Origin of the sequence: Streptomyces sp. NBC_00212 (genome assembly GCF_045206365.1) — a bacterium.
In the GTDB taxonomy this organism is placed as follows: domain Bacteria; phylum Actinomycetota; class Actinomycetes; order Streptomycetales; family Streptomycetaceae; genus Streptomyces.
In genome coordinates this window covers 23,630-36,483 of sequence record NZ_CP108115.1, presented here as the reverse complement: position 1 = coordinate 36,483, position 12,854 = coordinate 23,630, and the positions used below count along the sequence as shown (strand labels likewise).

General features: G+C 68.3%; 17 protein-coding genes. 8 read left to right on the top strand and 9 right to left on the bottom strand.

Annotated elements, in window-relative coordinates; all coding sequences use genetic code 11:
- Positions 1–71: 71 nt before the first annotated feature.
- The 3 genes from OHA17_RS00170 to OHA17_RS00160 all read left to right on the top strand — a co-directional run bounded on the left by OHA17_RS00170 (position 72) and on the right by OHA17_RS00160 (position 3,086).
- Complete coding sequence (locus tag OHA17_RS00170; protein WP_406502847.1) at positions 72–395, top strand: hypothetical protein; 324 nt, start codon at positions 72–74, stop codon at positions 393–395.
- 267 nt (positions 396–662) lie between these two features.
- A protein-coding gene (locus OHA17_RS00165; RefSeq protein ID WP_406502845.1) for an IS3 family transposase occupies positions 663–1,876 on the top strand; the annotation gives its coding sequence in 2 pieces (ribosomal slippage) (positions 663–912 and positions 912–1,876; 1,215 coding nt in all).
- Positions 1,877–2,642: 766 nt separating this feature from the next.
- Entirely contained in the window at positions 2,643–3,086 is a 444-nt protein-coding gene (locus tag OHA17_RS00160) for a hypothetical protein (RefSeq protein ID WP_406502843.1), read from the top strand.
- A gap of 95 nt (positions 3,087–3,181) precedes the next feature.
- Here OHA17_RS00160 and OHA17_RS00155 read toward each other — a convergent pair whose 3' ends face one another.
- The 5 genes from OHA17_RS00155 to OHA17_RS00135 are packed head-to-tail and all read right to left on the bottom strand — an operon-like array spanning position 3,182 to position 4,617.
- Positions 3,182–3,583, bottom strand: coding sequence for a DUF6415 family natural product biosynthesis protein (locus OHA17_RS00155; protein ID WP_406502841.1), 402 nt, complete (start codon positions 3,581–3,583; stop codon positions 3,182–3,184).
- Complete coding sequence (locus OHA17_RS00150) at positions 3,580–3,987, bottom strand: hypothetical protein (protein WP_406502839.1); 408 nt, start codon at positions 3,985–3,987, stop codon at positions 3,580–3,582. The genes OHA17_RS00155 and OHA17_RS00150 overlap by 4 nt, the downstream gene beginning before the upstream one ends.
- Positions 3,984–4,199 carry a hypothetical protein gene (locus OHA17_RS00145; RefSeq protein WP_406502837.1) on the bottom strand — a complete coding sequence of 72 codons (216 nt, stop codon included), beginning with the start codon at positions 4,197–4,199 and terminating at the stop codon, positions 3,984–3,986. Before OHA17_RS00145 ends, OHA17_RS00150 begins: the two co-directional genes overlap by 4 nt.
- Positions 4,196–4,417 carry a hypothetical protein gene (locus OHA17_RS00140; protein WP_406502835.1) on the bottom strand — a complete coding sequence of 74 codons (222 nt, stop codon included), beginning with the start codon at positions 4,415–4,417 and terminating at the stop codon, positions 4,196–4,198. Before OHA17_RS00140 ends, OHA17_RS00145 begins: the two co-directional genes overlap by 4 nt.
- Positions 4,414–4,617 carry a hypothetical protein gene (locus OHA17_RS00135; RefSeq protein WP_406502833.1) on the bottom strand — a complete coding sequence of 68 codons (204 nt, stop codon included), beginning with the start codon at positions 4,615–4,617 and terminating at the stop codon, positions 4,414–4,416. Before OHA17_RS00135 ends, OHA17_RS00140 begins: the two co-directional genes overlap by 4 nt.
- 172 nt (positions 4,618–4,789) lie before the next feature.
- On the opposite strand from OHA17_RS00135, the gene OHA17_RS00130 reads away from it, so the two are divergent.
- Complete coding sequence (locus tag OHA17_RS00130) at positions 4,790–5,542, top strand: DUF6879 family protein (protein ID WP_406502831.1); 753 nt, start codon at positions 4,790–4,792, stop codon at positions 5,540–5,542.
- 15 nt (positions 5,543–5,557) lie between these two features.
- A complete protein-coding gene (locus OHA17_RS00125; RefSeq protein ID WP_406502829.1) occupies positions 5,558–6,415 on the top strand; it encodes a DUF5753 domain-containing protein in 858 nt (285 codons plus the stop codon).
- A gap of 176 nt (positions 6,416–6,591) precedes the next feature.
- Here OHA17_RS00125 and OHA17_RS00120 read toward each other — a convergent pair whose 3' ends face one another.
- The gene (locus OHA17_RS00120; protein WP_406502827.1) at positions 6,592–7,014 is read right to left on the bottom strand and encodes a hypothetical protein; all 423 of its coding nucleotides are present in this window, start codon (positions 7,012–7,014) and stop codon (positions 6,592–6,594) included.
- A 378-nt stretch (positions 7,015–7,392) separates the two neighbouring features.
- On the opposite strand from OHA17_RS00120, the gene OHA17_RS00115 reads away from it, so the two are divergent.
- On the top strand, positions 7,393–8,037 hold the full coding sequence (locus OHA17_RS00115; RefSeq protein WP_406502825.1) for a hypothetical protein: 645 nt from the start codon (positions 7,393–7,395) through the stop codon (positions 8,035–8,037).
- A gap of 149 nt (positions 8,038–8,186) precedes the next feature.
- Here OHA17_RS00115 and OHA17_RS00110 read toward each other — a convergent pair whose 3' ends face one another.
- On the bottom strand, positions 8,187–8,957 hold the full coding sequence (locus OHA17_RS00110) for a pentapeptide repeat-containing protein (protein ID WP_406502823.1): 771 nt from the start codon (positions 8,955–8,957) through the stop codon (positions 8,187–8,189).
- Positions 8,958–9,006: 49 nt separating this feature from the next.
- Positions 9,007–10,077 (bottom strand): ABC transporter permease, encoded by a 1,071-nt coding sequence (locus tag OHA17_RS00105; RefSeq protein WP_406502821.1) that lies wholly within the window; start codon positions 10,075–10,077, stop codon positions 9,007–9,009.
- A gap of 126 nt (positions 10,078–10,203) precedes the next feature.
- Here OHA17_RS00105 and OHA17_RS00100 point away from each other — a divergent pair, with 126 nt between their 5' ends.
- Positions 10,204–10,707 carry a MarR family winged helix-turn-helix transcriptional regulator gene (locus OHA17_RS00100; RefSeq protein ID WP_406502819.1) on the top strand — a complete coding sequence of 168 codons (504 nt, stop codon included), beginning with the start codon at positions 10,204–10,206 and terminating at the stop codon, positions 10,705–10,707.
- 8 nt (positions 10,708–10,715) lie between these two features.
- Here the strand turns inward: OHA17_RS00100 and OHA17_RS00095 are convergent, their stop codons facing one another.
- On the bottom strand, positions 10,716–11,558 hold the full coding sequence (locus OHA17_RS00095; protein WP_406502817.1) for an IS5 family transposase: 843 nt from the start codon (positions 11,556–11,558) through the stop codon (positions 10,716–10,718).
- A gap of 606 nt (positions 11,559–12,164) precedes the next feature.
- On the opposite strand from OHA17_RS00095, the gene OHA17_RS00090 reads away from it, so the two are divergent.
- Positions 12,165–12,707, top strand: coding sequence for an RICIN domain-containing protein (locus OHA17_RS00090; protein WP_406502815.1), 543 nt, complete (start codon positions 12,165–12,167; stop codon positions 12,705–12,707).
- Positions 12,708–12,854 lie beyond the last annotated feature (147 nt).

Sequence of the window (12,854 nt, the reverse complement as noted above, 5' to 3'; positions counted from 1 at the left end):
GCGGCGTTGTGCACCGGAGAGCAGGGGGGACTTCTTTTCTGTCCGATTAGACCTCTGCCGAAAGGGCTTCCATGCGTATCCGTACGGTCCTCGCCGCTGTGACTCTGGCTGCTGTCACCATCCTGGGCGGGGCGGGCGTCGCAGCCGCTGACGATGACGGCATGGCTGGTACCGGCCAGCACTCCACCAACGGGATGACTGACGATCCCAGTCAGCTCGACTCCGGCCGGGACCGCCCCGACACACCAGGTGACTCCGCCCAGGACCGCCCGGACGGACGGGATGACTCCGCCCAGGACCGCCCGGACGGACGGGATGAGTCGGGCCAAGACCGCCCGGACGGACGGGGCGACTCCGGCCCGGGCCGCCCGGGTGCCTTCGGGCCGATGCCGTAGTTCCACTGTGCTCGGTCGCCCCCGTCCCGGCGGGGGCCACCGGCATGCTCTCGCCAATGGCCCTGTGGAACGCTGACGGTCCCGATGTGAGCCAGGACCATTGACGGTACAGACCCAGCCAGCCGTTGATTAGGCACTCCCCGATTCAGCTGTTGGCAGGCGCAGCAGGAAGGTGGCGCCTCCTTCGGGTCCGGGGGTGACTGAGGCGACCCCTGTGGTGTGGACACTCTGACAATGGATCTTGCAGATCCAAGGGAAGGTGTCCTGGTGGGACGGAAGTCTCCGTATCCGGCGGAGTTCAGGAGTGACGCGGTGGCGTTGTACCGCGCGGCGGGCGGGAAGCGCACGTATGCGGCGGTCGCGGCGGATGTCGGGGTGACCGGCGAGACGCTGCGCAGTTGGGTGCGGCAGGCCGACGAGCAGGCCGGCCGCGGCTGCGGCGAGGAGGCGGTGGAGGGCCGGGATGAGGAACTGGCCCGGCTGCGCGCCGAGATCGGACGGCTGCGCAAGGCCGAGAAGGAGTGGGAACTCGAGCGGGAGATCCTGCGCCGGGCAGCCGCCTATTTCGCTCGGGAGGTGAAGTGAAGCCCTGCCGTTGGGACTTCATCTCCGACACCCGCGCCGACTTCGGCGTGCAGCGGATATGCCGGGTCCTTCAGGTTTCCCGCTCGGGCTTCTACCGGTGGCTCGCCGGGGCTGATGCCCGCGAAGAACGGTGGGCCGCCGAGAACGGTCTCGTCGCGGAGATCCGCGAGATCCACGCCGAGCACAAGGGAACGTATGGAGTGCGCCGCGTCCACGCCGAGCTGCGCGGGTTCGGGCACGCCGTCAACCGCAAGCGGGTCGAGCGGTTGATGCGTATCAACGGGATCGAGGGCCGTCACCTGCGGCGGCGTAAGCGCACCACGGTCCCCGACCGCCTCGCACCACCGGCCCCCGACCTCGTCCGCCGTGACTTCTCAGCCCGGCAGTTGGACGAGAAGTGGTGCGGCGACATCACCTACGTGCAGGTGGGAGGCACCTGGCTGTATCTGGCCTGCGTCCTGGACATCTGCTCGCGCCGGGTGCTCGGCTACTCGATGGCCACCCACATGCGTGCCGAGCTGGTCATCGACGCCCTGAAGATGGCCGTGTCGAGCCGCGGCGGCAACGTCGCCGGGATGATCTTCCACGCGGACAGGGGCACGCAATACACCTCGGACGCGTTCGCGCAGGTCTGCGACGGTTTCGGGATCCGCAGGAGCATGGGCCGGGTCGGCTCGAGCTACGACAACGCCCTCGCCGAGTCGTTCTGGCAGGGCCTCAAGAGGGAGACGATGCACCAGCGGCTGTTCTCGACGGTGCGTCAGGCGAGGCTGGAGATCTTCCAGTGGCTCACCTACTACAACGCCCGCAGACGCCACAGTGCCCTCAACTACCTCTCACCCGCCGAGTTCGAACAACAGCACCTGCGGGCAGATAGACTCACAACCGCAGCATGAACCCCTGTGTCCACACTCCGGGGGACGCCTCATCTGCCACTGGCCCCCGCCTCTGAGCACATCTGCTCAGAAGAATGCACCCGACAGGTCTCCCGCTGGGACTGGATGATCGGGCAGCACGGACTTCCTCTGCTCTCACGGACATGCGCGTCCTGCGGAACCCCGATAGAGGCCACCTCCCCGTCCGATCCCCATCGTCTATGGTGCAGCCGCTCACCTATCACGATGCGGTCACAGCCCACAGGTTTTCCGAGATCGGCGTCACACGGGAGCCGAAAACCGAGCCTGTAGGAGGTGAATGGCGGGATAGGCCCGCCCCACCCTCCAGGAGCATCCTGTGGCGAGTACCGCCGGCGAGCCTGAGCAGAGCCCTGTCCGGGCCCGGAAGACTCCCTCCGTGGACCCCTCCATCACCCCCTCCGCGCCCCGTCACCAAGGGCCCGGCGTTTCCGCAGGTCAGACCCGCCGGACAGGGGGTCGCCGCAGGTCCGACAACCCTCATGTCCAAAGGCGACCCCAGCACAGGAGGACTTCGACCGAACCTCGACGCAGAGAGCTGCTGCAGGCGCAGGGAATCTTCCAGAGGGCTACGCCCGATCTTCCACTGCGACGGGACTGGGCTCGCCCGACCCTTGTGGGAGCCGGCTGCCGGGCACGCTTGAGCGGCTCGCAAGAAGAACGCCCGCGCCGCCCTGCCCAAGGTCACCCTGTGCAGGGCCCGCCGATATCCGTAGCAAGCGGTGCTGGACGCTGTACGGGAGGAGACTTGGGGAGCAGGGCCAGCACGTACGAGGAGGGGCACGGGATGGACTGGCGGGGCGGGGACTGGCCGACGCAGGCGCGCTACTACGCCGAAGGATCGGTCCTCGAGGGCGCGGCGCTGACTCCGGGGCAGAAGGAGCTCGCGGTGGCGGTCCTCGAAGTCGTACTGAAGGCGGGCCTCACGCCGTACGACATGGACGCGGATGCGGAAGGCGAAGCAACCGGCGTCGGCCTGGCCCCTGCCCCCGGCCGCGCTGATGCGCTGCGGGTGATCTGGCAGCAGGATCCTCCGGCCGAAGCCGAGATGCCTGCCGAGGTGTGGAGCGCGCAGCAGGCCGCGATGAGCCAGGCGCTGCGGACGATCCTGTCGGTGAACGGCTTCTGGATCGAGGACGGGCCGCTCGGGGAATCCCCGGTCGTTCTCGGACACGCCGGCCCTGGCATATGAGCCCAATGAAGAAGCCCCCGGCGGCCGCAGGGTCCAGGCGGCTGCCGGGGGCTTCGTGGTCGTCCGGGCCCACAGGGGGAGGCGCCGGGCGACGTTCAGGGCGCTGGCGAGCCGGCCGGTGCGTCGGGCGCCGCGTTGTCCTTGGCCTTGGTCTCCTGGAGCATCCGGGCACGGCGCTTGACGCCGTCCAGGGTGTTGCGGCCGGGCTCGGTGAGACGACGGTCGGCCTCGTCCAGCACGTTGCGCGTGAGCTCAAGACGGGGATCATCCGCGGGGAGCTTGTCCGCCCGTTGGCGTACGTCGTCGGCGACGGAGTGCCCGGCCCCGGTGAGCAGCAGCCCCACCTGCTCGTAGTCGTCGGGCGGCAGCGCGGCCGGGTCGGTCCACGACAACACCGCCCGCAGCAGCCGCTCATGCGCGCCGCGGTCGGTCGGGAGTCCCGCCGTGACCACGCAGTCGGGATCGTGCAGCATGCTGTGGCGGCGCTCCTCGCTCATGACAACGGCGCCCTCTCGCGGGCAGGCTCCTGCAGCTGCTCAGCGAGCCGGTCCGCAGGCACCAGGGCGGGCGGCTCGTCGTCGCGCGGGCAGCTGATGAGGTCTGCGGACGCCGTGCTGTCGTCGTAGGTGGCGGGCATCAGCAGCTCGTTGCCGACCGACAGCACCCGCACCCCGGGCAGGCTCTCCAGGACGGCGCCCGAGCAGGGCGGCGGGCCGGGCGCCTCGTACAGGGGGCGCCCGTCGCTGCCCTTGGGGTGCTGGTTCAGGGGCAGCAGCCTCAGGACCAGGCGGTACGCGGGGCAGAGGTAGACGACGTGTCCGCCGCACGAGTTGACGTGTTCCAGGGCGGCCGCGATTGGCTGAGGCGTCGACTGGCCGCACTCGCGGCAGGTTTCGCTCATGACGCGCCGCCCTGTGCGCCGGCCCTTGGCTGACACTCCGGCGAGCACGCCCAGAGGTCAACTTCCTCCGTACGCTCGGGGTATCCGGTAGGCATGGACACGGTGCCGATCAACCGGTCCTCGTACAGGCGCGCCCCGCACAGGGCGCACGCCCATCCCTGCTGCTGGTCGATGGTCAGCGCTTCGGGATCCGGGAGCAGGGTGCGCGTCATCGCAGCCGCCGTTCGGCGTTGATCTGTCCAACCTTGGCGCGCAGTTCTTCTATCGGTCCGGCCGCCTGGATGTGGTCGGGATCGGCATCCCACTCCTGTCCGCCGCTCGGGGGACGGAGCTGCACGCAGGGGCCGACGTGCCCCATGACGATCCCGATCCGGCCGGTGGCGGTATCGAGGACCAGGGCGCCGGTGTCCGGGGGCGGCTGCTGGGTCATGCGCACCCCCGGCGCAGCGTGTCCGCGAGCTTCAGTGCAACGTCGGCCCGGATGTTTCCCAGAGTGACGAGGCCCAGGTGGGGCGATGCGCCGTCGGTGCCCAGGGACGGGAGCACGATGCCGGCCGCCGTGAGCGCCTCGCGCAGGGTCTCGGTCGCGGTGTACGGGTCGATCGCATCGCGGTCGTGTCCAGTAGCCATGAATTCGACGCTACGGACGGCAAGTTGAGGAGCACCAGGGGAGTTTCTCGAAGTTTCTTGACCATCTGACGGAGTTGCGCGATGTTATCCACAGAGGCATGCCAAGGTCCGTACGGAGAGCACTGGCCTCGGTGATGCTGGATGGATCAGTCCTCAACGAAAGGAACTGATCATGGCGCGACGACTGCGCTTCAACGGCACGGGAAGCGGCGGCGGTTCCTGCCCGGCCGTGCATGAAGACCTCGACACCGGTGAGGTCATCGTGCACGGGCCGCGCCTCACCGACCCTGCGGCCCTCGCCCAGCTCCAGCACATCGACGAAGACGAGATCCCGATCGTCATGCCGCGCAACACCCTGATTGACTTCGGCCCCAAGGACCGCGACACCACCCCGCGCATTCTCGACCCGGAGACGTTCGCCGGGATGTTCGAGAACTTCCGGCACAGTGCATGGCACCTGGAGATGCGCCGCGGGTACGCCGTCGACCGGGCCACCGATACCTACGCGCAGTTCGTGCGGGGCGAGGTACCGGCGTGGGACATGGACTCGCCGTGGGCGCGCACCATCAGCGCCAAGACCGCGGACGGGGCGAGCGTCGCGCGCGTGCGCATCGTCGACAACCCGCCGACCGAGGGGCAGCGCTACCTTCTCGCGCACGCCGAACACAACGCCCAGTTGGGCGAAGAGGTACGGAACATGTGGCGCGAGGATGCCGAGCGCCACAACCTGCCCGACGAAGATTTCTGGATCTTCGACTCGCACATCGTCGCCCTGTGCCTCTGGGACGAGGCGGAGAACCTGACGGGTGTGGAGCTGATCTCGGAACCCGGGCGCGTCAATCAGTACAACCGGCTGCGTGACGTCGCCATGCACTACGCCACCCCATACCCGGAGTTCGTGGCACGGATGGCAGTAGGGGAGTAGAGCAGGTGAGTACCGGTGAGCACGGACTATCAGCAGGCGCGTGAGGATCTCGGACTTCGGCTCCGGGAACTGCGGCTCACCGCCCCTGAGGGCCGGCTCACCGGTACGCAACTCGCGACCCGCCTCGGCCCGGGGTGGTCCAAGGTCAAGGTCAGCAAGCTGGAGAACGGCCGCCAGACCGCGACCTCCGAGGATCTCCGGGCGTGGGCAGCGGGGACCGGGCAGCCAGAGACCTACGACGAGCTCCTGGCCCGGCTCAGAGGATTCGAGTCGCACATCCGCTCATGGCGCCGCCAGCTCGCAGCAGGGCACAAGACGGTCCAGGACGCGGCTGCGGCGGAGGGCGACCGGACGGAAGTCCTCACCATCTGGGAGAACTGCCTTATCCCCGGCATGCTCCAGATCCCGGACTACGCCCGCCACGTCTTCACCCGGCACGCCGAACTCATGCGCTCCCCGCGCGACACCGAGGACGCAGTACGTGCCCGGATCCAGCGCCAGGAGGGCTTGTACCAGCGAGGCAGGAAGTATCGGATCATGATGTGGGAGGGGGCGCTGCGCTCGCTGGTCTGCCCACCGTCCGTACTCGCCTCGCAGCTCCATCATCTGGCTGGGGCCATCGGCCTGGACACCGTCGAACTCGGGGTCATCCCTTTCAACGCCTCACTGAAGATCTTCCCCGGCAACAGCTTCTGGATCTACGACGAACGCCTGGCCATCGTCGAAGACTGGCACGCAGAACTCTGGATCGATGACGCGGACAGCGTTGCCACGTACCTGCGCGTCTGGAACACCCTCCAGGAATCCGCCGTCTACGGCGCCGACGCCCACCAGGTGATCAACCGTGCCCGGCAGGCACTCACCGCACGTTGACCGCCCCGCCCGGCCGCGAGGCCGAGCGGCCGTCCGATCTCGTACGTACGTCAACGAGATGACGTACGCCATGGAGCACCAGGAGCACGGCGAGCTATCCGCCGCAGTGGATCCGATCCTCGGCCGCGTATGCCTGCCGCTCCTCGCTCACGAAGCCGACGGACACCTGTCCGCGATCACGAGGTGTTGAGCCTGTCGCGCGCGGCCTGGATCCGGGCCACGAACGGCGCGAGGAAGACGTGCGCCTGCCGTTCGGCCTCGGCGAGTTCGTCGGCAGTGAGGGCACGTCGTGCGCACAGTTCGGTGACCTCGACCTCGTACGTGCGGTAGTCCGTGTCGGGCCGGGGCTGCTGGACCGGGTACCAGTGCCAGCCGTGCAGGGTGGAACGCCACAGCTGCCGGTTCGCCTCGAGGAGGCCGCCGAAGTGGTGCACGAACAGTTCGACGTCGTCGCGTTCGAAGTCGAAGCGCGCTACGTCGCCGGCCGCGCACCCCGCGCAGTCCTCTTCCGGGCCGGGGCAGAGGGCGAGCTGGTACTCGTAGCGCGGGTACGTACGGCGCGGATGGGCCCGGCGCTGGCGATAGACCCGACGCGACACCGTGACGGCGGACCTCGATCAGCTCCAGCGCCTGGAGGCCGCGCACCGCCCGCCGCACGGCGGCGCGCTGGGCGTCGCTCGGCTCGTCCACCGCGTAGACGACGCGGGCGAGCTGGCTGACCGAGGTCAGATTCGGGGCGCCGTCGATCCTGCTGCGCCCGGCTGGCTCATCGCGCAGATACGCGAGGACGGCCCGCTGCACCCTTCCCATGCCCCTCGACATGGCCCCAGGATCCCGTCACGGTCTAGTCCTGGGCAACGAGCGCTTACGCCCCGGCGGGAGCGCACCGGCGCACGGGCCCACCGGATGCGTCACCGCCGGTACGGTCATCGTCACGGCACCGAAGACGGCGCACACCACCGGACCCAGGGGGGCCAATGGGCGTGGAGAACGGACCGCAGAGCATCCCGTGGGGCGGCGAGTGGCGACGCCACCTCCGCTCCGATCATGAAACGGATCTCGTGCGCTCCTGGATCCGCCGCGTCGAATGCTCCACCTGCAAGGCGGTCGTAGGTCGCGCCTGCCGCACCGCGGGCGGCCGCCCCACCGAGCATCACCGTGCCCGCCGCGATGCCGCCGGCCCCATCCCGTACGAGGAGTGGAGGAAGCAGGGCTTCATCCCGCCGCAGCGGTCGTACACGATCCCGGCCGTGCTCAAGGAGACGGAGAAGGCCCGCGCCGACTTCAACGTGGACACCGCCTTGGCCGACGGCGTCGCGATCGTCCGGATGTTCCTCGCCGACCGGCTCGGCCTGTTCCTCCAGGGCGAGGAGGCGATGGACCGGATCGACGACGCTGTGCGCAAGTTGATTGAAGTCCGCGGGCCGGTGGGCACAGCCGATCTGGTCACCGTCCTCGCCAGTCAGGTCGCCGCGCTGCTGTCCGCGAGCGCGGGGCCCGACGGTGATCCGGAGGTCCTGTTCGATGCGGTGATCCGCGCGCAGCTCGACGTGGCTCGCAGAACGATGCGCATCGAGAGAGAGCGCGCCGACGGACCAGCCGCGCCGCCGCCCTCATCGTGACCGCGAACTGGGCAACGAACACTTAGAGGCCGCGCAGATAGGCGTGGTGTTGGTAGCCCGACAGCAATGCAGGCACAGGTCTTGGCGATCACGGAGTTACGACGCTCTGTGATCACCAAGGAGACCGGTGCCTGCGTTTCCATTGAGGGTCAGCCGATGACGTTCAGGCCGAGGGTGGCGCAGATTTGGGCGGCTTGGCTGGGGGAGATGGCGGCGCCGCGGAGTTGTGCGGCGGTGGCAAGGGTGAGTTCGCCGAGGTCGGCGCCGCGTAGGTCGGCGCCGGTGAAGTCGGTGGCCCGGAGGTTAGCGTCGGCGAGTCGGCAGTCTTCGAAGGTGGTGTCGCGGAAGTCGACGCCGCCGAGGTCGGCTTCGGTGAAGCGGATGCCGACGAGGTGGGTGCCGCGCAGGCTGAGGCCGTTGAGGTTGGCGACGGCCAGGTTGCAGCGGGCGAGTTGGAGCCCGAGGCCGCGGTGGCCGGTGAGGCGGGCTCCGATCATGCGGCAGCCGGTGAAGGTGGCATCGGCGAGCAGGGCGCCGCTCCACTTGGTGTTGGCCAGGTCGACGCCGTCGCAGGCGAGGTCTCCGCAGTCGGCGTCGGTGAAGTTGGCCTTGGCGGCGCTGCCGCCCTGCCAGCGGGCCTGATCGAGCACGGCGCCGGTGAAGTCGGCTGCCGTAGCGGTGCACTCGGTGAAGACGGATTCGGCGAGGTGGGAGCCGCGCAGGTTGGCCTCGGTGAAGGTGCAGCGGGTGAACGTGCGGGGATGCTGATTGCGCCTCAGGGCCGCGCGTAGGTCCAAGCCGGTGAAGTCGACGCCGGTGAGCTCGGTTTGGGTCGCGAGCAGTGTCAGTGGGTCTTCCGGCGGGGCGGCCGGGTCGGTGTCGTGGCCGTGGTGGTGGAAGGGCAGGGGTGCTTCGGTCATGGGTTCGGCCTCGCAGTGGGTGTCGGGGTGAGTGCGCGGCGGGGCGCGGTCAGCGGGAGGGGACGGGTTCGGCGGTCTGTCGGGGCTGGGCGGTTGTGTTGTTGCGGCGGCTGGTGCGGTGGGCCTTGAGGGTGTCGTAGGCGAGGGTCAGGGCGAGGCCGGCGATCGCCCAGAGGCCGAGGGCGAGCCAGTAGCGGGTGATGCCGTCGCTGTCGAAGTACATGATCTGGCGCAGGCTGCCGGTGGTTGAGGTCATCGGCAGCAGGTCGTGCAGGGCGCGGATGGGGGCGGGCATGCTCTGGATGGGCAGGGCCGCTCCGGAGGCGGGCATGCCGAGGAACATGAAGATCCCGACGGCGGGCAGCGGGGTCATGCGCCCGCAGAAGCGGGACAGGAACACGGTGGCCAGGCCGACGGCCATCACGGTGAGCCAGCCGGTGATGAGGATGGCGGGGGCGAAGCCGTGCACGGCACCCAGGATCGGACCAGTGATGAGCCAAACAGTGATCGCGGCGACGGCGCCGAAGGCGGCGAGGGCGGCCACCGTGCGCCGGCGGGTGAGGGCGGTGCCGAAGGCGGTCGAGAGCATGACCGCCGACAGGTAGCCCGCCAGGGTCAGACCGATCGCGGCGTACATGGTGCTGGTGTCGCTGGTGTCGTCGGTGCTGAGCGGTACCAGGTCGCGGACCTGGAGGAACTGGTGCTGCTGGACGGCAACGTTCTCGAACGGCACGGCAGCCAGGTTGACCTGGACGGCGCCGGCGGCCGAAGCGATATACAGCAAAGGACCGCTTGGACGCGGCGGTTGAGCGAACGCCGTGCCGGGCGCACCCGCGTCGCGGTCACCGGGCGTCGGCGTGGGGACATAGGCGGCCGCCACAGCCCGGTGCGCTACCAGCTGCCGGGCCTGTTCGGTGGACGCGACGGTGCTGACGTCGTACTTGTCGCCCAGAGCCTTGCGCAGGGAAGCGGCCAGCGGGCCGGTCTGCGTCGGTGATCCGGCGACCGCGACTTTCAGGTGGTGCGGGGTCGGGGCGTGCATCGCGGCGGTGTAGATGCCGACCAGCAGGACGGCCATCGCGAACGGGAACAGCAGCACGCGGGCTATCGGCCGGACCATGTCTCCTCCTCGGAATGTCTGGGCGCCCTCATGCGCGCGCCCCCGGAATGCATCTCTCACGATACATCTCTTGTGATGCATTATTGTAGATGTATCATCGGAGATGTTTCCTCAAGGAGGGTGTGCATGGTGCCGCCAACCAGCCCCATGAACCTCGCTGACCTGCACCATCTCGGCAGGCGTCTTACCGCTACCGCGACCTCGGCGATGAAGGACGCCTCCGACCTGGGCCCTACTGAGCTACTGGTGCTGGAGTGCCTCTACACCGCTGGTCCGCAGCCGGTGGGGGCCATCGCCCAGCGCACCGGCTTCGCCCAAAGCCGGGTATCCACGGTGGTGGCGGCACTAAACGAGCGGGGCCTGGTCGAGCTGGGAGCCGACCCCGCCGACCGACGCCGGACTGTCGCCAAGATCGCCGAACACGCCCGCGCACAGGCCCGCGAAGCCAGGAGCCGGGATGCCGAACCGACGCTGCGGCAGCTGCTCCCAGGACTCCCCGACGCAGAGGTCGACACGGTGATCGCCGCACTGAAAACACTCAACAGCGCCCTGGGCGAGGCATCGCCAGACGCCTCCAGCGGTACCGACCTCCAGCCGAACGGTCGGCCTGGGGAAGGTCCGCGCGGGTAGGTGCATGCTCATGGGCGACGGCTCGGCCGTTCGCCCCAGCGATGGGTCGTCCATGCCCTACGGATCAGGCTGCGCACGGTGATGATGGTGTCGGCGAGGTCGAAGAAGGCGTTGATGACGGCGGCCCGGCGCTCGTAGCACCGGGCGAGTCGGTGGAAAGCGTTCTGCCAGGCATGGGTCCGTTCGACGTGCCACCTCTGACTTGCCTGGATAGGTGCCTTCTCGCCCTTGTGCGCGATGCGGCCGTACAGGCCGCGTTCGTCGAGCAGGGCGCGGGTCTTGTCCGAGTCGTAGCCGGCGTCCAGCTGCACGGTGATGTCGTCCGGCAACGGTCCCAGACCATCCAGGCGGTCCAGGGTCGGGGCGGGCAGCGGGGAGTCGTGACGGTTGGCTCCAGCCAGCACGCGGCCCAGCGGTATTCCATAACCGTCCGTCATGCCCGAGCGTTTCAGACCCTGTTTGCCGCGATCGACCGGTGAACGCCCCGCGACCTCACCGCCGCCGGGAGCTTTGGTGATCGAGCCGTCGACGGCGATCTGGTCGAGGACGAGGCCGACGATCCGGTCGTAGGACTCCAGCGCGATCTGTTGGAGTTTGGCGAAGGCGCCAAGCTGGATCCACTCGTCGCGACGGTTGCGGATCGTGGTGGCTGAGCACGTCATGTCGGCGATCGCCTGGTAGGAGCAGCCGAAGCGCAGCAGCTGCAGCATCTTGTCGAAGACGATCCGGTCGCTGATGCGCGGGCGGTGGCAGCCCAGTGGATGGGTCGGCGCGTAGGTCGATCGCTCAGGCAGCAGAGCGGCGAACTGGCCCCAGAGTGGTTCGCTCAGCCATGGTGGCAGTACAGGCACGGGTCCCCCAGTGATCACAGATCGTCGCAACTCCATGATCACCAACACCTGTGCCTGCGTTGCTGCCAGGGTCCACAACCGCGCCTATCTGCGCGACCTCTTAGCCCGGCGATCGGGAGCACGGACTGCGATCTCTCGGGTTGGTGTCAGTGGTGGTGAGAGTCAGTGGCGGGAGTCGTGGTTGAGGGTTCTTGTTGCTGGTCGGAGGCCTGGTGGTGGTCATCTTTCACTGTCATGGGGTGAGAGATTTCGCTGTCATGAGGCGTTGTCTCATGGAGGGTGACGCTGTCTCAGTTTCGAGAGTTCTCACGTAGGCGACCCGGGCACGAGCACCGCCTGGCGTCGCGCTCTCCTTCAACAAGGCTTTGAGGCCGACGTGGTGGCGCTGCGGGTCGACCGTCGACCCGAGCGCGGCCGGGTTCCATTCCGGGTCGACCGCCGCGAGTTCGGCGGCCTCCCGCTTGGCGCGTACGGGGTCTTCGCCGGGTCTGCGGGGTTTGAAGGCCGTCTCATCGCCCGATCCGGTGAGGATCGGGAGTGCTCATTGTGTCCGTTGTCGGGATGGTCGAGTCTCGGATGTGTCGGATTGTCGGTGAAGGAGGCGGTGTGAAGGGGTTTTCTTTAGTGTGGCGGCGTAGTGGTGGGCTGCTGCTGGCGATGCTGTTGGCGGTGGTGCTGTTGCCGCAGGCGGTGGCGATGGCGACCCCGGGACGGGCGCCCGCGGCCACGCAGGGGTCCGGGGATTTCCCTGAGGGCTATTTCTTCATCAGAAACGTGGACAGCGGTCAGGTCCTTGATGTCAAGGACGGCAGCGCGGAGCCTGGCGCCTCGGTCGTTCTCTGGCCGAGGAAGAGCAGCGGTTTCGACAATCAGCTGTGGACATACGATTCTGGTTTCCTGGTCAACAAGGCAAGCGGGCTTGTCCTGGAGGTGCAGGGATACGAGTCGGGCGGCAGTATCACGCTGGGAACGTCCCTGGTGCAGAACACCCGGCGGGAACCGCCGGCCAGCCTCAACCAACTCTGGGCGTACAACTACCGGCACTTGATGCCGTACGACCCCAAGGTCAGTCTCGCGGGTCAGGGCGGCGACGTCTCCACCCCCGGTGTGATTGAGGGGTTCGCAGTTGGTGTGGTGGGTTGGGTGTGAGCTGTGGTGTTGATGATTTTTTGAGAAGAGGGAAGGGTGCTTCTGGGGTCCCTCCGGCGATGGTCAGAGGCTTCTGACCTGCGGTTGTTGGGTGTCTGTTGATAAGGCTGGTGTGGTGTTGGGGATGGTTTCTTGTACCTAATGGAA